General features: G+C 73.9%; 17 protein-coding genes and 1 pseudogene. 5 read left to right on the top strand and 13 right to left on the bottom strand.

The window, feature by feature from the left end:
- The first annotated feature begins 147 nt into the window (after window positions 1-147).
- Window positions 148-741 carry a hypothetical protein gene (locus tag BJY14_RS27280; RefSeq protein WP_179846209.1) on the top strand — a complete coding sequence of 198 codons (594 nt, stop codon included), beginning with the start codon at window positions 148-150 and terminating at the stop codon, window positions 739-741.
- Here BJY14_RS27280 and BJY14_RS27275 read toward each other — a convergent pair.
- From BJY14_RS27275 to BJY14_RS27250, 6 genes are all read right to left on the bottom strand, one after another.
- Window positions 731-2,686, bottom strand: a complete 1,956-nt coding sequence (locus BJY14_RS27275; RefSeq protein ID WP_179846208.1) for an acetoacetate--CoA ligase — start codon at window positions 2,684-2,686, stop codon at window positions 731-733. The two genes, BJY14_RS27280 and BJY14_RS27275, sit on opposite strands and share 11 nt — an antisense overlap.
- 276 nt (window positions 2,687-2,962) lie before the next feature.
- A complete protein-coding gene (locus BJY14_RS27270) occupies window positions 2,963-3,277 on the bottom strand; it encodes a hypothetical protein (protein WP_179846207.1) in 315 nt (104 codons plus the stop codon).
- A 103-nt stretch (window positions 3,278-3,380) separates the two neighbouring features.
- On the bottom strand, window positions 3,381-4,091 hold the full coding sequence (locus tag BJY14_RS27265; RefSeq protein ID WP_179846206.1) for an HAD family hydrolase: 711 nt from the start codon (window positions 4,089-4,091) through the stop codon (window positions 3,381-3,383).
- 131 nt (window positions 4,092-4,222) lie between these two features.
- Window positions 4,223-5,851 (bottom strand): L-glutamate gamma-semialdehyde dehydrogenase, encoded by a 1,629-nt coding sequence (gene pruA, locus BJY14_RS27260; RefSeq protein WP_179846205.1) that lies wholly within the window; start codon window positions 5,849-5,851, stop codon window positions 4,223-4,225.
- Between the two features lie 66 nt (window positions 5,852-5,917).
- Window positions 5,918-6,427 (bottom strand): DUF6912 family protein, encoded by a 510-nt coding sequence (locus BJY14_RS27255; protein WP_179849667.1) that lies wholly within the window; start codon window positions 6,425-6,427, stop codon window positions 5,918-5,920.
- 25 nt (window positions 6,428-6,452) lie between these two features.
- Entirely contained in the window at window positions 6,453-7,088 is a 636-nt protein-coding gene (locus BJY14_RS27250) for an HAD family hydrolase (RefSeq protein ID WP_312879426.1), read from the bottom strand.
- 61 nt (window positions 7,089-7,149) lie between these two features.
- Between BJY14_RS27250 and BJY14_RS27245 the strand changes: the two genes are divergently transcribed.
- Window positions 7,150-8,346, top strand: coding sequence for an acyl-CoA dehydrogenase family protein (locus BJY14_RS27245; RefSeq protein ID WP_179846203.1), 1,197 nt, complete (start codon window positions 7,150-7,152; stop codon window positions 8,344-8,346).
- Between the two features lie 281 nt (window positions 8,347-8,627).
- On the opposite strand, the gene BJY14_RS27240 is transcribed toward BJY14_RS27245, so the two are convergent.
- Together BJY14_RS27240 and BJY14_RS27235 are read right to left on the bottom strand one after the other, a co-directional pair.
- Window positions 8,628-9,524, bottom strand: a complete 897-nt coding sequence (locus tag BJY14_RS27240; protein ID WP_179846202.1) for an N-acetylmuramic acid 6-phosphate etherase — start codon at window positions 9,522-9,524, stop codon at window positions 8,628-8,630.
- Window positions 9,521-10,501: a MurR/RpiR family transcriptional regulator gene (locus tag BJY14_RS27235; protein ID WP_246396134.1), complete on the bottom strand. Its 981-nt coding sequence runs from the start codon at window positions 10,499-10,501 to the stop codon at window positions 9,521-9,523. The genes BJY14_RS27240 and BJY14_RS27235 overlap by 4 nt, the downstream gene beginning before the upstream one ends.
- A 61-nt stretch (window positions 10,502-10,562) precedes the next feature.
- On the opposite strand from BJY14_RS27235, the gene BJY14_RS27230 reads away from it, so the two are divergent.
- The 3 genes from BJY14_RS27230 (at window position 10,563) to BJY14_RS27220 (ending at window position 14,275) form a co-directional block, all read left to right on the top strand.
- On the top strand, window positions 10,563-11,780 hold the full coding sequence (locus BJY14_RS27230) for an N-acetylglucosamine kinase (protein ID WP_258942765.1): 1,218 nt from the start codon (window positions 10,563-10,565) through the stop codon (window positions 11,778-11,780).
- 288 nt (window positions 11,781-12,068) lie between these two features.
- Window positions 12,069-13,706 carry a glycoside hydrolase family 3 protein gene (locus tag BJY14_RS27225; protein WP_179846201.1) on the top strand — a complete coding sequence of 546 codons (1,638 nt, stop codon included), beginning with the start codon at window positions 12,069-12,071 and terminating at the stop codon, window positions 13,704-13,706.
- Window positions 13,707-13,780: 74 nt separating this feature from the next.
- Entirely contained in the window at window positions 13,781-14,275 is a 495-nt protein-coding gene (locus BJY14_RS27220; RefSeq protein ID WP_179846200.1) for a hypothetical protein, read from the top strand.
- Window positions 14,276-14,282: 7 nt separating this feature from the next.
- On the opposite strand, the gene ptsP is transcribed toward BJY14_RS27220, so the two are convergent.
- From ptsP to BJY14_RS27195, 5 genes and pseudogenes are all read right to left on the bottom strand, one after another.
- Window positions 14,283-15,965 (bottom strand): phosphoenolpyruvate--protein phosphotransferase, encoded by a 1,683-nt coding sequence (gene ptsP / locus BJY14_RS27215; protein ID WP_179846199.1) that lies wholly within the window; start codon window positions 15,963-15,965, stop codon window positions 14,283-14,285.
- Window position 15,966: 1 nt separating this feature from the next.
- Window positions 15,967-16,239, bottom strand: coding sequence for an HPr family phosphocarrier protein (locus BJY14_RS27210; protein WP_179846198.1), 273 nt, complete (start codon window positions 16,237-16,239; stop codon window positions 15,967-15,969).
- A 14-nt stretch (window positions 16,240-16,253) separates the two neighbouring features.
- The gene (locus BJY14_RS27205) at window positions 16,254-16,931 is read right to left on the bottom strand and encodes an HAD family hydrolase (RefSeq protein WP_179846197.1); all 678 of its coding nucleotides are present in this window, start codon (window positions 16,929-16,931) and stop codon (window positions 16,254-16,256) included.
- Window positions 16,932-16,935: 4 nt separating this feature from the next.
- Window positions 16,936-17,385: a PTS sugar transporter subunit IIA gene (locus tag BJY14_RS27200; protein WP_179846196.1), complete on the bottom strand. Its 450-nt coding sequence runs from the start codon at window positions 17,383-17,385 to the stop codon at window positions 16,936-16,938.
- A 37-nt stretch (window positions 17,386-17,422) separates the two neighbouring features.
- A pseudogene (locus BJY14_RS27195) lies at window positions 17,423-17,659 on the bottom strand (PTS sugar transporter subunit IIB); the annotation flags it as partial.

The raw sequence follows: 17,659 nt of genomic DNA, 5'->3' as shown, positions 1-17,659 counted from the left end.
GGTCGTAGACCACCTTAATGGCGTTACTTCCCCCAGCGCCGGGGGCGCGCCCGCTGTCACTACGGAAGCGGCGTTCACATCCGGCAGTCTCGCTGGCGCGGCGGAGGCGTACAAGCGGAACGCTGCCACACGCGGGAGACTGAGCCCATGGCGACACTCGACGGCCGCCGCGTTCGCACGCGCGCCGAACTCATGGACGAGCACGGGCTCGGGCGCAGCACCCTGGAGAAGTGGTACCGCGAGCGCGCCGCCAACGGCCACCCCGAACCGGTCGGGACGGTCGGCTCCCAGCTGGCGTGGGACGCCGACGAGTGGGAGCGCTGGTACGCGGCGCGGGGGTCCCGGGACGTCCCGCCCGGCCTCGCCACCCGCGACGAGCTGGCGGAACGCCACGGTCTCAGCCGCCACCGCCTCAAGCAGCTCTGGGCGGACCGCGCGTCCAACGGCCACCCCGACGTCGCCCACCGCGCCGGCAAGGCCCTGTACTGGGACGAGGCCGCCTGGACGGCCTGGTACCGCGCCCTGGAGGAACGTCCCGCCGAGGAAGGGCCGGACGACCTGGTCACCCTGGCGGAGGCCGCCCGCATCCTCGGCCTGGCGCAGACGAGCGTCACCGTCTACGCCAGGCGCCCGCCGGCGGGCTGGCCGGAGCCCGCCAGGGTGGAACCTCTGGGAGGAGGCCGCGTGCGGCGCCTGTACCGCCGCCGCGACGTCCTCGCCTACGCCGCCGCTAAGGGGTGAAGTGGCGGAGCACCTCGGGGTTGGCCATGGAGTCGCGGTTGGCGGCCCGGTCGACCGGGGTGCCCTGGAGGATCTTGCGGACGGGGACCTCCAGCTTCTTGCCGGACAGCGTGCGCGGGATGCCGGGCACCGCGGTGATCTCGTCCGGGACGTGCCGGGGCGACAGCGCCGACCGGATCCGCCCGCGCAGGTCCGCCACCAGCTCGTCGGTGAGCGACGCGCCCTCCGCGAGCTGGACGTACAGCAGCAGCCGACCCTCCTGGCCGAGCCGGCCGGTGTCGATGACGAGGCTGTCGGTGATCTCGTCGAACGCCTCGACGACCCGGTAGAAGTCGGAGGTGCCCATGCGGACGCCGCCGCGGTTGAGGGTCGAGTCGGACCGCCCGTAGATCACGCAGCCGCCGTCCGGCAGGACCTTGATCCAGTCGCCGTGCCGCCACACGCCCGGGTACATGTCGAAGTAGGAGTCGCGGTAGCGCTCGCCGCCCTCGTCGTTCCAGAAGAAGACGGGCATGGACGGCATGGGCTCGGTGATGACCAGCTCCCCCACCTCGTCGATCACCGGCTTGCCGTCCTCGCCGAACGCCTCCACCTTGGCGCCGAGGCCGCGGCACTGGATGACGCCGGCGCGCAGCGGCAGCAGCGGCGAGGGGCCGACGAAGCCGGTGCACAGGTCGGTTCCGCCGGAGAACGAGCCGAGCAGCAGGTCGCGGCCGACCGACTCGTACACCCAGGCGAAGCCCTCCGGCGGGAGCGGTGAGCCGGTGGAACCGATGCCGCGCAGGCGGGACAGGTCGAGTTCCTCGCCGGGGCGGCGCCCCTCCTTCGCCGAGGCGGTGATGTAGGGCGCGCCGACCCCCATGTAGGTGACGCCGTTCTCGGCGGCGAGCGACCACAGGTCGAGGGGGGCGCCGTCGTACATGACGACGGTGGACCCCACCAGCAGGCCGCCGATGAGGTAGTTCCACATCATCCAGCCGGTGGTGGTGTACCAGAAGAACACGTCCCCGGGGCCGACGTCCTGGTGGAACGACAGCGCCTTGAGGTGCTCCAGGACCACGCCGCCGTGGCCGTGGACGATCGGCTTCGGCAGCCCGGTCGTCCCGGACGAGTACACGACCCACAGCGGGTGGCCGAACGGGACGTCCTCGAACTCCAGGGTGTCGTGGCCCTGGCGGGGCAGCTCCCCGTAGTGCATGCCGACGCGCAGGCCCTCCGGCGTCGCGGCCGGGTCCAGGTAGGGGACGAGCACGGTGGCGGCGAGGGTCGGCAGGGCGGCCTCGATCTCCGCGACGATTCCGCGGCGGTCGAACCGCTTGCCGTTGTAGGCGTAGCCGTCCACGGCGATCAGGACCTTCGGCTCGATCTGCGCGAACCGGTCGATCACCGAGGAGGACCCGAAGTCGGGCGAGCACGACGACCAGACCGCCCCCAGCGACGCCGTCGCCAGGAAGCAGATCAGCGCCTCGGGGATGTTCGGGATGTAGGCGGCGACCCGGTCGCCCTTGCCCACCCCCAGCTCTGCCAGGCCCGCGCGCACCTCCGCGACGTGCAGCGCCAGTTCCCGGTACGACAGCAGCCGGTGCCCGCCCGCCTCCGACCGGAACACGACCGCCGTCTCGTCGGGCGCCTCCCGCGCCCGGCGCAGCGCGTTCGCCGCGTAGTTGACGGTCGCGCCCGGGAACCACTCCAGCCCGTCGACCGGCATGGGTCCGCCCGTCCGGACGGGCCCCTCACCGCGCTCGCCGACGACGTCGAAGTACGACCAGATCGCGTCCCAGAACGCGTCGACCTCCGTGACCGACCAGTGCCAGAGCTCGTCGTAGGACTCCTTGAGGACGCCCCGGTCCCCCAGCCAGTGGGCGAACCGCGTCACCCGCGCGTTCGCGACCACCTCCTCCGACGGCTCCCACAGCGCCGAACCCTCGGATACCTCCCGGGCCATCTCTCTCCCTCCCCGCCGCGCCACGCCGCGCGGCCATCCCAATATCGGGCCCGCCCGGCACACCGCGCAACCTGCCCGCCACGCCCGCCGTCAAGCCCCGAACCCGGTCCCATCGCAGGTCAAAACGCGTCCTCGGACAACCCCGCGCCCCCACACAGAACCGGCCCCGGACATCCCCCGCCCCCACACACCCGCGAGAACGGGCAGCTTGGAGAGGGCACACCGGCGGGCGCGGCGGTGTGTCGGCCGCCGCACCGAGGACCCCGAAGGGAGAGATCAGCCTTGCCGGGGCCGGCAGTTCTGGCCGTCGGCCCAGAGCGAGCCCTCGGCCCAGCCCGTCCGGCAGTGGTAGGTGTTGTCGTTGCGGCGGTCGATGACGGTGAAGTCGGAGAGCGGCCCCCCTTGGGCGGGGTCGCAGTTCCGGCCGAAGACCTGGGGATACCGCGACTCCACCTGCTCGCACACGAGCATCTCCCCGGCGCGCTCCGCGGAGGCCCGGCCGGGATCGGCCGGGGGCGTGGTGAGGAGGAGCGCTGCGGCGCCGAGGGCAGCGGCGAGGACGGTGGACAGGGCGACGGTACGACACGGCACGGTAATCACTCCTTGACGTCAAGTGATTACTCAAAGTTAGCGATACCGTCCGGACGGCGCCGCCCTTCCGAGGTGACAACCTTGTCTCACATGCGGGCGCGGCTCACATGCGGGTCAGGTCGGCGACCGCGCTCACCACCGCGTTCGTGTCGGCGAGCGTCGCCAGGACGTGGTCCGCGCCCGCGGCGCGGAGCTCGGCCTCGGTGGCGCTCCCGGTGGCGACGGCGATGATCGGCGAGCCGGCGATGTGCGCGGCCTGGACGTCGCGGGGCGAGTCGGCGACGTAGACGGTCGCGGACTCGGGGTAGCGGGCGCCGTGGCGCTCCCCGGCGCGGGCGCGGGCGAGCTCCAGGAGGGCGGCCTTGCTGTAGACGCCGTTCTCGTAGCCGCCGGCCTCCAGGTCGAGGCGGCCGGCCAGGCCGAGCTCGGTCACCTTCAGCACCGCGTTCGGCTGGAGCGATCCGGTCAGCACCGACTGGACGACGCCGGGCACGTGGGCGAGCGCCTCGACGGCCTCCCGGGCGCCGGCCAGGACGCGGCCGTGCGCGCCCAGGTCGGCGCGGCGGCTCGCGAACGCCTCGGCCAGCGCGTCGAAGAAGGCGGGGAGGTGGTCGTCGGTGGTGACGACGTCGTTGAACGCGAGGGTCTCGAAGATGATCTCGGATTCGGTGCGGCCGGGGGTGGGCGGCAGGCGCACCAGCGGGCGCCCGATGGTCCGCTGGAACGCCTCGGCATAGGCGTCCCGGGTGATCCGCCCGACGTCGACCAGGGTGTGGTCGATGTTCCACAGCACGAGACGGTTCAGCGTCGACATCCCGTTCCCATGACGCCTCCAGGGGGTGTGCTCAGGCGCCGTCCACCGGACGGCGAGGCGAGCCTATCGTCAAGCCTCCCACCCCAACGACCGGTCGGGAAGAGGGCCCGGGGGGCGGGCCTGGCGGGGCCTCAGCCCATGTGCGGGTAGCGGTGGTCGGTGGGCGGGACGAAGGTCTCCTTGATGGAGCGGGCGCTCGTCCAGCGCGTGAGGTTGAGGATCGAGCCCGCCTTGTCGTTGGTCCCGGACGCGCGGGCGCCGCCGAACGGCTGCTGGCCGACGATCGAGCCGGTCGGCTTGTCGTTGATGTAGAAGTTCCCGGCGGCGAAGCGGAGCCGCTCGGTCGCCTCGGCCGCGGCGGCGCGGTCGTCGGCGATGACGGCGCCGGTCAGCGCGTAGTCGGAGACGCCCTCCATCTGGGTGAGGACGCCGTCGTAGTCGGCGTCGTCGTAGACGTGGACGCCGAGGATCGGGCCGAAGTACTCCGTGGTGAAGATCTCGTCGGTCGGGTCGGAACACTCCAGGACCGTGGGGCGGACGAAGTAGCCGCGCGAGTCGTCCAGCTCGCCGCCGGCGAGGATCTGGACGGTGCCCGTCCCGCGGGCGCGCTCGATGGCGCGGCGGTGCTTGGCGAAGGCCCGGTCGTCGATCACGGCGCCCATGAAGGCCGACAGGTCGTCGGCGACGTCGCCCACGGTGAGGGCGTCCACCTCGGCGCAGAAGTCGTCGCGCATGCCGGCCCAGATGGAGCGCGGGATGTAGGCGCGGGACGCGGCGGAGCACTTCTGCCCCTGGTACTCGAAGGCGCCGCGGACGAGCGCCGTCTTCAGCACGGCCGGGTCGGCGGACGGGTGCGCGACGACGAAGTCCTTGCCGCCGGTCTCGCCGACGATGCGCGGGTAGCCCCGGTAGCCGGAGATGTTCTCGCCGATCGTCCGCCAGAGCCGTTGGAACGTGGCGGCCGAGCCGGTGAAGTGCAGGCCGGCGAGCTCGGGGTGGCGCAGGGCCACCGCGGAGACGGCGCCGCCGTTGCCGGTGACCATGTTGATCACACCGGGCGGGAGCCCGGCGGCCTCCAGCAGGCGCATCGTGTGGTGGGCGGCGAGCTGCTGCGTAGGGGACGGCTTCCACACCACGACGTTGCCCATCAGGGCGGGCGCGGTCGGCAGGTTCCCGGCGATCGCGGTGAAGTTGAACGGGGTGATGGCAAGGACGAAGCCTTCCAGCGGCCGGTACTCCAGCCGGTTCCACACCCCCGGCGGCGACAGCGGCTGCTGCTCATGGATCTGCTGCGCGTACCGGACGTTGAACCGCCAGAAGTCGATCAGCTCGCAGGCGGCGTCGATCTCGGCCTGCTGCACCGACTTGGACTGGCCGAGGATCGTGGCGGCGTTCACCGTGGACCGCCACGGCCCGGCGAGCAGCTCGGCGGCGCGCAGGAAGATCGCGGCGCGGTCGTCGAAGGACATGGCCCGCCAGGCGGGCGCCGCCTCCCGCGCCGCGGCGACGGCCTCGGCCACGTCCGCCTCGGTCGCCTCGCCCATCCGGCCGAGCACGTGGCCGTGGTCGTGCGGCTCCACGACGTCGACGGGCGTGCCCGCGCCCATGCGCCGCTCGTCGCCGATCGCCATGGTCAGCTCTGTCTGCGCGCCGCCCAGCTCCTTGATCCTGGCTTCCAGCGCGGCGCGCTCGGGGCTTCCCGGCGCGTACGTCCTGACCGGTTCGTTCATGGGAACCGGCACGGTGGTGACGGCGTCCATCTGACGTCTCCCTGCGATCCGACGGCATTGTCGACGTGCCGAGGGACCTACCCCGCGCCCGGGCCGCTAGTCGAGCAGGTGGACGAGTTCCTGGGTGGCGTACCAGAGGAGCTCGTGGCCCTCGGCGCCGTCCACGGTGAAGCGGGCGTCCTCGTCTCCGGCGTCGGCGGCGGCGAGGGCCTCCGCGGCGGCGTCGACGTCGGGCGCGGCGTCGGGGTCGTCGACGTGGCCGGAGGCGATCCGCTTCCACGCGACGGGGGCCGCGATCTGGACGAGGGCGCGGTCGCCGTTGCCGAGGGCCGCGTCGCCGCGCGCCCAGGAGACCTGGTCGTCGGGGACCTCGGCGGCCAGCACGACCCGGCGGCGCGGGACGGACGGGTCGGCGGCGAGCAGGCGCAGCGAGGCGCGGGCGGCGGCCGACATCGCCGCGTACTCCAGCTCCTCCTGGTCGCCGCCCGCGTACCACTCGCGCAGCGCGGGCGTGACCGCGTGGGCGGCGAGCGGCGCGGGACCGATCTCGCGCGCGGCGTGGACGCCGGCGAGCAGCGTGAGCGTGGACGGCAGGTAGACGCGCATGACGGTCAGCAAGTCTGCCAGACGGTCAGGGCAGCAGGTCCATTCCGCGCAGTTCGGCGATCGTCGTGTCGGGGTCGGTGTGCAGGATGCCGCGGATGCCGAGGGCCTGCGCGGCGCGGATGTTGTGCTCGATGTCGTCGATGAACACGCACTCGGCGGCGTCCAGGCCGAGCAGGTCCAGGGCGTGCCGGAAGATCCGCTCGTCGGGCTTGCGCATCCCGACCTCGCAGGAGATGACGACCGCGTCGAAGAGCTCGGCGAACAGGTCGTGGGGGTAGTCGTTGCCCCAGGAGTTCGACAGCAGGGCGGTGCGGGCGCCCGCCGCGCGGACCGCGCGCAGCGCCTCGTACATCGGCTCGACCGGGGCGAACGCGCCGAACATCCGGGCGATGAGCCCGGCGGCCTCCACGGGGGCGCCGTCGACGGTGAGCAGCTCGGCCGCGAGGAGGCGCTCGAACTCGGAGGTGGGCAGCGAGCCGTCCTCCAGGCCGTGGACGGGGTTCGTCCCGGCGCCGTCGTAGGCCTGCTTCACCCAGGCGCGCATGACGGTCTTGTAGCGCTCGACGTCGATGCGGTCGGCGGCGAGCCAGACCTGGATGGCCTCGGCCAGGGGCGAGGTGAGGACGCCGCCCCAGTCGGTGATCACAGCTTTGACGCTCACGCGCCGATGGTAGGCGATCCCCGGCGAAACGACCGAATCCCGTTCTGTCAGAATGCGGCCCATGGACTTCGAACTCAGCCCGAAGGCACGCGACTACCGGGACCGGCTCCAGGAGTTCATGGAGGCGCGCGTCTACCCGGCCGAGCCCGTCTACGCCGCCTGGCGGGCGGAGAACGACCCGCACGCGCTGCCGCCGGTCGTCGAGGAGTTGAAGGCCGAGGCGCGCGAGCGCGGCCTGTGGAACCTCTTCCTGCCGGACGTCTCCGGCCTGTCCAACCTGGAGTACGCGACCCTCGCCGAGCTGACCGGACGGTCGCCCGACCTCGCGCCCGAGGCGGTCAACTGCGCGGCGCCCGACACCGGGAACATGGAAGTCCTGCACATGTTCGGGACGGACGAGCAGAAGGAGCGCTGGCTCAGGCCCCTGCTGGACGGCGAGATCCGCAGCGCGTTCGCGATGACCGAGCCCGAGGTCGCCTCCTCCGACGCCACCAACATCACCACCTCGATCGTCCGGGACGGCGACGAGTACGTGATCAACGGCCGCAAGTGGTTCATCACCGGCGCCGCCGACGAGCGCTGCAAGATCTTCATCGTGATGGGCAAGACCGACCCCGGGGGGCCGCCGCACCGGCAGCAGTCGCAGGTGCTCGTGCCGCGCGACACCCCGGGCGTGACGGTCGTCCGGCACCTGCCCGTGTTCGGCTACCAGGACCAGCACGGCCACTCGGAGATCCTCTTCGAGGACGTCCGGGTACCGGTGTCCAACCTCGTCGCGGCCGAGGGCGACGGATTCATGATCGCGCAGGCGCGCCTCGGGCCCGGCCGCATCCACCACTGCATGCGGGCGCTCGGCATGGCGGAGCGGGCGCTGGAGCTGATGTGCCGCCGCGCCCTGTCGCGCGAGGCCTTCGGCGGGCCGCTGGCCCGGCAGGGCGTCGTCCGGGAGCAGGTCGCCGAGTCGCGGATGGCGATCGAGCAGGCCCGGCTGCTGACCCTCAAGACCGCCTGGCTGATCGACCGGCACGGGGCCCGGGGCGCGCGGACGGAGATCGCCGCGATCAAGGTGGTCGTGCCGCGCATCGCCCACGAGGTCCTCGACCGCGCGATCCAGGTGCACGGCGCCGCCGGCGTCTCCGACGACACCCCGCTGGCGGCGATGTACTCCTGGGTCCGCGCGATGCGCATCTTCGACGGCCCCGACGAGGTCCACGTCCGCACCGTGGCCCGCCAGGAACTCCGTAGGTACGAGCGCTGATTTATTGCATTTCTCTCCTCCTTCGGGCCCGGAGGGCCCTGCTGTGCCTATTGCGGTGCCCTCCTCCTTCGGGCCCGGAGGGCCCTCCATCGTCAGACACCGCGGCGATCGCTGGCATCGCTCCGGCTCGCCTGGCGGCTCGCTGCGCGATCAGATTCTTGCTTCGCTCGAATCTGCCTTCGGACGCGATCGCGGCCACTCAGGTTGTTGCGGGGTTGTTGTGGTGGCCGGTGTCGTCGGGATCGCGGGATGAGGTGGGGGGCAGCGGTTCGCTTGCGGTGCTAGGCGGATCTGAGCCTCTGCAAGGCCTCTCGGACGCCGCCGTCGGTTTCCTCCAGGACCATCGTGGCGCGGGACGCGGGGACCTCGCCGAGGAGCGAGACCAGGGCGACGCGGGTGTTGCCGCCCGCCTCGGACAGCGCGTTCTCGCAGGTGCGGGCGTCCATCCCGGTCGCCTCGGTGAGGATGCGCACCAGCCGGGCGCGCAGCTTGGAGTTCAGCGCGTTCACGCTGACCATCAGGTTGGAGTAGGTGCGCCCCATCCTGATCATCAGGGTGGTGGAGAAGGAGTTGAGCACCAGCTTGGTCGCGGTGCCCGCCTTCATCCGGGTGGAACCGCTGATCACCTCGGGCCCGGTGGCGAGCCCGATGTGCACCTCCACCTCGTCCCCGTACGGCGTGTGCGGGTTGCAGCTGATCAGGGCCGTGCGCGCCCCGACCGCGGCGGCGGCGCGCAGCGCCCCCACCACGTACGGGGTGCGTCCGCTGGCCGCGATGCCGATCGCGACGTCGCCCGGCCCGACGTCGAGCGCGTCCCGGCGGCCGAGATCGACGTCGTCCTCCACGCCGGAGACGGCCTGCGACAGCGCGCCGGGCCCGCCGGCGTTGTGGGCCACGACCCGGCCCCAGATGCCGAACGTGGGGGGAAGCTCGGCGGCGTCGAGCACCGCGAGCCGGCCGGACGTGCCGGCGCCGAAGTAGTGCACGCGGCCGCCCGCGCGCAGGGACTCCACGGCGAGGTCGACCAGCCGGGCGACCTCGGGAAGCACGGAGCCGACCACCCTCGGCACGGTCGCGTCCTCAGAGTTGATCAGGCGTAGCACCTCCATGGTCGGCAGCGTGTCGACGTCGAGGGTCCGGGGGTTCCGTCCCTCCGTGGGGAGCTCGCAATCGATCACCGACGCCTCCGGTCGGGTCGCACGGTCCGTCCGCGGACCGCCTCGTACGTGGCTTCGAGGGCCTTGCGGGTAGACCCGTAGGTGCGCTGCGCAACTCCGACGAAGAGGCAGTCCACCACCGTGAGCTGCGCCAGCCGGCTGGCGGTCGCGCCCGAGCGGAACGTGGTCTCCCTGGCGGCGGTCGTCAGGATCATGTCCGCGACTTCCGCTATGGGGGACTTCGGGAAGTTGGTGAGCCCCACGGTCCTGGCGCCCCGGGTCTTGGCGACCTCCAGCGCGTCGATGGTCTCCACCGTCGCCCCGGTGTGCGAGATGCCGATCGCCACGTCGCCGGGGCTCAGGACGGCGGCGCTGGTCAGCATGATGTGGGCGTCCGCCCAGGCGGAGCAGACCCGGCCGATGCGGTGCAGCTTCTGCTGGAAGTCGGCCGCGACGAACGCGCTCGCGCCGACGCCGTAGACGTCGACGCGGTTGGCGTTGACGACCGCTTCCACGACCTGCTCCAGCATCTTGATGTCGAGTTGGGAGGCGGTCTCCTCGACGGCGCGCGCGTCGGCGAAGGTGACCTTCTCCACGATCTGTTCCAGCGAGTCGTCGGGACTGATGTCGCTGCCGATGACCCGGCCGCCTGTGGCGCTCTGGGCCCGTCCCGCCTCGGTGGCGAGGGTCAGCCGCAGCTCTGGGTAACCATGGAACCCGATCGCCCGGCAGAACCTGATGACCGTGGTCTCGGAGGTGCCGCAGTTCTGGGCGAGTTCGGTGATGGTCGAGTTGGCGACCCCTTCGGGGTCGTCGATGACGCGTTGAGCGACTCTTCGCTCGGCGGGGGGCAGCGAGGGCAGCAGCGAACGGACCCGTACCACCGTGCTCAGCGGCGTGGCGTCCCTGTCCCTGCCCGCCGCGTCGTCCCGTGGCGCCGCGGGCTCCCCCGTGTTCCCCCGCTCGGGGCCCCGAGCGGGGCCGATGGGTTTCCTCATGGAGGAAATTTTCTTACGCGCTGGATGTCACGTCAACGTTAGGAAAGGCTACGGTCGCCATGTGTTGACCCATTTGGCCGGTCCTTACGTGGTCGGTATCGACGCGGGTGGCACGAAGACCCGCTGCGTCGTGCTGACGCTCGGGGGAGCCCTGGCCGGTTCCGGCACCGGCCCAGGGGCCAACCCCAACTCAGGAGGCGACACCGCCGGGGCGCTGACCACCGCCCTGCGGGAGGCACTCGGGGATCTCGACCGTACCCACATCCTCACCGGCGTGTTCGGCATCGCCGGCGCCGGCTCGGCCGGCCGGCCCGCCGCGGTCGCGGCGGCCCGGCGGGCCTGGCAGGCCGTCGGGCTGCGCGGCTCGCCCGCCGTGGTGACCGACATCGCGGTGGCGTTCGCCGCCGGGACCAGCGAGCCCAAGGGCATCGTGGTGTTCTCCGGCACGGGCGCCGGCGCGGCGGTCATCAACGACGGCGCGATCGTGCAGCGCGCGGACGGCTACGGCTGGCTCGTCGGGGACGAGGGTTCGGCGGTGTGGCTCGGGAAGGAGGCCGTCCGGGCCGCGCTCGCCGCCTACGACGGCCGCGGCTCCCCGACGCTGCTCACCGATTCGGTCCCCCGGGCGCTGCTCGGAGCCACCGTGGTCGCACAGATCGACTCGGAACGGCGAAGACCCCGCCACCCAAGGGCGCTGGCCATGGCCGGCGCCCCTTCGCCGTCACCGGGCCCCGCTGTGCCGCCGCAGTCCGCCGCGCTGTCCGCCGGCGGGGGCTCCCCTGGCGGGCGCGCCACCGGCACCGCCGTCCTCGCCCTCGAATCCGCCTACCCGCCGTCCGCCCGCCACCCCGCCCACGGCGGCGGGCCGCCGGGCCCGCACGGGCCGCCGTGCCATCCCGAGTCTCCCGGCACCCCGCCCAATCCCCGCCTCGCCCAGGCGATCATCAAGGAGGTGTACGGCCGCCCGCCCGCGGCCCTGGGCCGCCTCGGCCCGGTGGTCGCCGCCGCCGCGGCCGCCGGCGATCCCGTGGCCAGGCGCATCACCGACGAGGCCGCGCAGTGGCTGCTGGCCGACGTCGACGCGGTGCGCCCGGCCTTGTCCGACCCCTGCGCACCGGTCGTCATGCACGGCTCGGTGCTCCGTGAAGGCCCCGTCGCCGAGGCCGTCCGCTCCGGGCTGCGCGCCCGTTTCGCCGACGCGCCCCGCAGCGCCGGCGACGGAGCCGTCGGCGCGGCCGGGATGGCGCTGCGCCGCCTCGGCCACCCCTTGCCGGGCTGAGCACCGCCGCCACGCGGCGAAGGGCCCGCCCGGCCCGGCCCGGCCGATCCGGCCCGGCCGCCGGTCCATCGCGATGGACCCCACATGATCCGACACCGCTCGCGGTCCGGGGTCCATCGTGATCACCGTGTGACCCCCGTGGCCGCAGAGCCCTGTGAGCCGCCCCGTCCGTCCAGGTCGTCCAGGTCGTCCGGGGCCGCCGGAGTCGACAGCGGCGCGGGGAGCGGCTACGGTCGCGGGCGTCCGATGCGACCGAGTAACCGAGACCACGTCGGGGGGCCTGGTCAGGTGCGTGCTTCACGTTCACTCGCGCTCGCGGCGGCGGTGTCCGCGCTGGTCGCGGGGGCCGCCGGCTGCGGCGGCGGCGAGAGCGGCAAGGGCGGGCGGACGCCGTCCGCCGGGTCCGCCGCGCCCGGTTCGCCGCCCGCGCCGGACGCCTGGATCCCCGGCCGGGTCGCGAAGATGAGCGTGGCCGAGAAGGTGGGGCAGCTGTTCGTCCCCACGTTCTCCAGCCGCGCCGACGCGCTCACCAAGATCAGAAAGTACCGGGTGGGCGGGCTGATCTACTTCCCCGGCAACATCGGCACCCCGGCGCGGACGGCCGCGCAGTCGAACGCGCTGCAGAAGGCCTCGAAGATCCCGCTGCTGCTCGGCGTGGACGAGGAGCAGGGCATCGTGTCGCGGACGCCGTTCGTCACCACGTTCCCCGGCAACATGGCGCTCGGCGCGACCCGCAGCCCGGCCGACGCCCGCGCCGCCGCCCGGGTCACCGGCGCCGAGCTGCGCGCGGTCGGCATCAACCTCGACTACGCGCCCGACGCCGACGTGAACGTGAACCCGCGCAACCCGGTGATCGGGCTGCGCTCCTTCGGGTCCGAGCCGGGCCTGGCGTCCACGCTGGTGCGGGGCGCGATCGGCGGCTTCCAGGAGGCCGGGGTCGCCGCCGCGGCCAAGCACTTCCCCGGCCACGGCGACACCGCCACCGACAGCCACACGGGCCTCCCGGTGATCCGGCACTCGCCGCGGACGTGGGAGCTGCTGGACGCGCCCCCGTTCAGGGCGGCGATCGCGGCGGACGTCGACATGATCATGACCGCGCACATCGTCGTCCCCGAGCTCGACGGGTCGGGCGACCCGTCCACGCTCTCCAAGAAGGTCCTGACGGGGCTGCTGCGCGGCAGGCTCGGCTACCAGGGCGTGATCACCACCGACTCGCTGGAGATGGCCGGGGTCCGCGAGAAGTACGGCGACGCCGGCGTCCCGGTCAGGGCGATCAACGCGGGCGCCGACCAGCTGCTGATGCCGCCGGACCTGCCGCGCGCCTACGGCGCCGTGATGAAGGCCGTCGAGACCGGGAAGATCACGCGGAAGCGGCTGGACGAGTCGGTGACGCGGATCCTCAGGCTCAAGCAGCGGCGCGGCCTGTTCCAGGGGACCGCCGTCGACCCCGCCAAGGCCGCGGCGGCGGTAGGCACGGCCGCGAACAAGGCCGTCGCGCGGGGCGTCGCCGAGCACGCGGTCACCCTCGTCCGCAACGACGGCGGCCTGCTGCCGCTCAAGGGCAAGAAGGTCGCCGTGTCCGGCCCGGGCGCCGACCGGCTCCAGGCCGCCCTGCGCCGCCAAGGGGTGGCGGTCGCGGCGCCCGGCTCGGCGGACGTCACGGTGCTGACGACCCTGAACGCCGGTGCGGCGACCGCGTCCCGGATCCGGGCGCTCGGCCCGAAGCCGGTGGTCGTCGCCGCGCTCGGCCGCCCCTACGACCTCGACTCGGCGGGCGGCGCGAAGGCGGCGCTCGCCACCTACTCCTCCAGCCGGGTCTCGGTGGAGGCGCTGGCCCGGGTGCTGGGCGGAGCGGTGAAGCCCACGGGCAGGCTGCCGGTGCCGGCGGGCGGGAAGCGCGCCGGGTACGGGACGGGCTACCGGTAGGGCCGCCGCCGATGGACGCGGGGGCCGCTCTGCTGGGAAGATCGGGCCGCCTTCGCGCCCCCAGGAGGTCCCCCGTGCGCGTCCGCCCGTCCCTCGCCGCCCTGACGCTGCTCCCGCTGATGGCGGCCTGCGGGGGCGGGAACGAGGTCACGATGCCGCCGCTCACCCCCGAGCCCGGCGACTCCCGTCCCGCCGCGGCCTCCCCCGCCGCGCCGGCGCGGCAGACGCTCCCGGCGCGGCTGGCGCTCTACAAGTACCTGCGCGGGCTGGCGGCGGGCAACGCCAGAGCGTGCGCGTATCTGGCGCCCGGCTACGAGCGGCGCGTGTTCGGCGGGCCCGGCCGCTGCCGTTCAGGGCTCGGCCGGGCCCGCGCGAGGCTGCGCCCTCAGGACCTCGCCGCGCTGCGCGGCGTGACCGTCCCGACCTGCGAGCAGGGGCCCGGCGCCGGGGAGTGCACCGTCCGGTTCGAGCACCTGCGGTGGAAGGGCGCCCCCGCCCGGCCCGGCGGCCTGCTCGCCGCCAGCTTCGTCCTGCGGGGGCACGGGAACCGCTGGCAGGTCGCCGGCTGACCGGGGGTCACAGCCCGAGGTCCGCCAGCCCGGGCAGGTGGGCGCGGGCCGCCTCCCTGGCCTGATCGGCGGTGCGGGCGGCGCGGGCCGCCGCGGCCGCCGCGCGGCACTCCTCCAGCGTGTGCCGCACGAGCGCGGCCCGCACCAGCGGAAGGGACGGCGCGCTCATCGACAGCGACGTCACACCGAGGCCCACCAGCACGCACGCGAGCGCCGGATCGCCCGCCGCCTCCCCGCACACGCCGCACGGGACGCCCGCGCCGGCCGCGGGGGCGACCAGGTCGAGCACGGCGGGCTGCCACGGGTCCTGGAGGTGCGCGAGGCCGCCGACCTGCCGGTCCGCCGCGCACGCGTACTGGGTGAGGTCGTTGGTGCCGATGCTGAAGAACTCCACCTCGGACGCCAGGTCGCGGGCGCGCAGCGCGGCGGCGGGCACCTCGATCATGACGCCGGGATGCTCGACGCCGGCCTCCCGGCACGCGGCCGCGAAGTAGGCGGCCTCGTCCGCGCCGGTCACCATCGGCGCCATGACCTGGAGCTTGACGCTCAGACCGGCGGCGGCGCGGGTCAGCGCGGCGAGCTGCGAGACCAGCACGTCCGGGTGCCGGCGCATCATCCGCAGGCCCCGCTCGCCGAGCGCCGGGTTCGGCTCCTCGCCGGGGGCGGGCAGGAACGCCAGCGGCTTGTCGGCGCCGGCGTCGAGCGTCCGGACGACCACGCGGCCCTCCGGGAACGCCTCCAGCACCTTCCGGTACGCCTCCTCCTGCTCCTCGTCGGACGGCGGCGCCGCGCGGTCGAGGAACAGGAACTCCGTCCGGTACAGGCCGACGCCCTCGGCGCCGTTCGCCAGCGCCGCCTCCACGTCCTTGGGGCCGCCGACGTTGGCCAGCAGCGGGACCGCATGCCCGTCCTTCGTCGCGCCCGGCCCGGTGGACTCCTCCAGCGCCGACGCGCGGGCGGCGGCCGCGGCACGCGCCGTGGCCACCTCCGCCTCGGACGGGTCGGGGAGCACCGTCCCCGCCGCGCCGTCGACCAGGACGCGGGTCCCCTCGGGAAGCGAGGTCGCGCCCGCGAGCGCGACCACGGCGGGGACGCCCATCGTCCGGGCCAGGATCGCGGTGTGGCTGGTGGGGCCGCCCTCCTCCGTCACGAACGCCACGACCTGCGCCGGGTCGAGGACGGCCGTGTCCGCCGGGGCGAGGTCGCGGGCGACGAGCACGAACGGCTCGTCGGACTCCGGGACGCCGGGCATGGGCAGGCCGAGCAGCCGCGCGATCGCGCGGTCGCGGATGTCGTCTAGGTCGGTGACCCGCGCGGCCATGTACTCGCCGGCCCCGGCGAGCATCTCCCGGTACACGCCGAACGCCTCGAACACGGCGCGGGCCGCCGACGTCCCCTCACCGATCTTGGCGCGGACGCCGTCGGCGAGGCCGGGGTCGCGCGCCATCAGCGCCTGCGCGTTCAGCACGTCGCGCCCGTCGGCGTTGCCGGCCGCGGCGGCGCGCTCGCCGCGCTCCTCCAGGTCGGCGGCGACCGCCTCCAGCGCGGCCAGGGCGGAGTCGCCCTCGGCTCCCGCGTCGCCGCCGTGCCGCGATCCGGCGGGAGGCTCAGGGACGGCCCCGGCGATCGTGCGCACCGGCCCGGTCCCGACGCCGGGGCTGACGCCCGCGCCCTGCATCACCTCGCCCATCTCACGCCCCCTCGGGCTCCGGGGTGGACAGCAGCTTCTCCAGGTTGTCGAGCAGCTCGTCGGCCCCCTCGCCGTCGGCCGCCAGCACGATCTCCTCGCCGTGCCGAGCGTCCAGCCCGAGGACGGCGAGGATGCTCTTGGCGTTCACCGGGACGCCGCCGCGCTTGGACACCGTCACGTCCATCGGGGCCTTGGCCGCGGTCTGGACGAACAGCGCGGCCGGCCGCGCGTGCAGCCCCACCCTGGACTCGATCTTGACGTTGCGCTCGGTCACCGCATTACTCCCAATCAGCTCGTTACCGTCCGCAGCACCCGCAGCGCGGGGCCCGGCACGACGTCCACTTCCATGAAATCGGCCACCACGTGGTCGGCCCCGGACAGCGCGACCACCGTCTGCGTGGTGACGACGCCCACGCAGGTCATTCCCGCGGCCTTGACGGCCGCGACGCCCGCCGGGGCGTCCTCGAACCCGACCGCCTCCCGCGGGGGGACGTCCAGGTCGCGCGCGGCCGCCAGGTACCCCTCCGGGTGCGGCTTGCCGGTGACGACGTCCCCGGCGGTCACCACGAGGTCCAGCAGGCCGCGGATGCCCAGCACGTCCAGCAGGCGCTCGGCGTAGGGCCGCTGCCCCGACGTCACCACCGCCAGCGGCACGCCCGCGTCCGCCAGCGACCGGACGAGGTCGACCGCCCCGGGGACGGGCGCCACGTCCGGCATCCCCGGCAGCGACTCGTAGGAGACCGCCTGCTCGAACAGCTCCTCGACCGTCCGCCCGGGGAACAGGTGCGCGTGGTCCGCCAGCGCCTCGATCCCGCGGCGCCCCGCGAACGAGCCGATCAGCGCCTCGTCGTAGGGGACGCGGTGGGCGTCGAACAGCCGCGACCACATCCTGCGGTTGCGCGGCTCGGTGTCGATGAGGGTGCCGTCGAGGTCGAACACCGCCGCGCCGATACCGATCACCGCCATGCGCTCAGCTCCATGTGAACAGCTCGGTCCCCTTCGCCACCTCGCCCGACTCGCGCACGTCCGACAGGGCGTCGGCGCCCGCGTCCAGCGCGACGACCGCGCAGATCGGCGAGCGGCCGCCCGCCTCGATCACCGCCGGGTCCCAGCCGACGAGCGGCTGCCCGGCGGTGACCTCGTCGCCCTCGGCGGCCAGGAGCTCGAAACCCTGCCCCTTCAGCTTGACGGTGTCGATGCCGAGGTGGACCAGGACCCCGTGGCCCTCGGCGTCCACCACGACGTAGGCGTGCGGATGCAGCTTGACGATCTTCCCGGTGACGGGCGCGATCGCGTGGCCGGGACCGCGCTCGGGGTCGACGGCCGTGCCCGGGCCGACCATGGCCTGGGCGAACACCGGGTCGGGGACGCCGGCGAGGCCGACGACCCGGCCGGAGACCGGGGACAGTACTCGGGTCATCAGAGGGGTTCCCTTGGTCGGTCGGGGACGGTGGGTATCAGTCGAGGATGTCCTCGATGTCGCTGGCGATGGTGTCGGCCTCAGGGCCCACGACGACCTGCACGACGGTGCCGCTGCGCATGACGCCGTACGCGCCCGCCTTCTTCAGCGCCGCCTCGTCGACCCTCCCGGCGTCGGAGACCTCGGTCCGCAGCCGCGTCGCGCACGGCTCGATCTCCACGATGTTCTCGGCCCCGCCCAGGGCGGCGACGATGGCCTCGGCCTTGTCCATGCT

This window comes from Actinomadura luteofluorescens (assembly GCF_013409365.1).
Classification (GTDB): domain Bacteria; phylum Actinomycetota; class Actinomycetes; order Streptosporangiales; family Streptosporangiaceae; genus Spirillospora; species Spirillospora luteofluorescens.
This window is presented reverse-complemented; position numbering and strand designations above follow the sequence as displayed.

Coding starts and splice junctions, on each gene's coding strand:
- BJY14_RS27200 (WP_179846196.1), bottom strand. CDS start 17,385: ATGACCCGAGTACTGTCCCCGGTCTCCGGCCGGGTCGTCGGCCTCGCC.
- BJY14_RS27275 (WP_179846208.1), bottom strand. CDS start 2,686: ATGGCCCGGGAGGTATCCGAGGGTTCGGCGCTGTGGGAGCCGTCGGAG.
- BJY14_RS27280 (WP_179846209.1), top strand. CDS start 148: ATGGCGACACTCGACGGCCGCCGCGTTCGCACGCGCGCCGAACTCATG.
- BJY14_RS27245 (WP_179846203.1), top strand. CDS start 7,150: ATGGACTTCGAACTCAGCCCGAAGGCACGCGACTACCGGGACCGGCTC.
- pruA (WP_179846205.1), bottom strand. CDS start 5,851: ATGGACGCCGTCACCACCGTGCCGGTTCCCATGAACGAACCGGTCAGG.
- BJY14_RS27255 (WP_179849667.1), bottom strand. CDS start 6,427: ATGCGCGTCTACCTGCCGTCCACGCTCACGCTGCTCGCCGGCGTCCAC.
- ptsP (WP_179846199.1), bottom strand. CDS start 15,965: ATGGGCGAGGTGATGCAGGGCGCGGGCGTCAGCCCCGGCGTCGGGACC.
- BJY14_RS27235 (WP_246396134.1), bottom strand. CDS start 10,501: ATGAGGAAACCCATCGGCCCCGCTCGGGGCCCCGAGCGGGGGAACACG.
- BJY14_RS27265 (WP_179846206.1), bottom strand. CDS start 4,091: ATGTCGACGCTGAACCGTCTCGTGCTGTGGAACATCGACCACACCCTG.
- BJY14_RS27205 (WP_179846197.1), bottom strand. CDS start 16,931: ATGGCGGTGATCGGTATCGGCGCGGCGGTGTTCGACCTCGACGGCACC.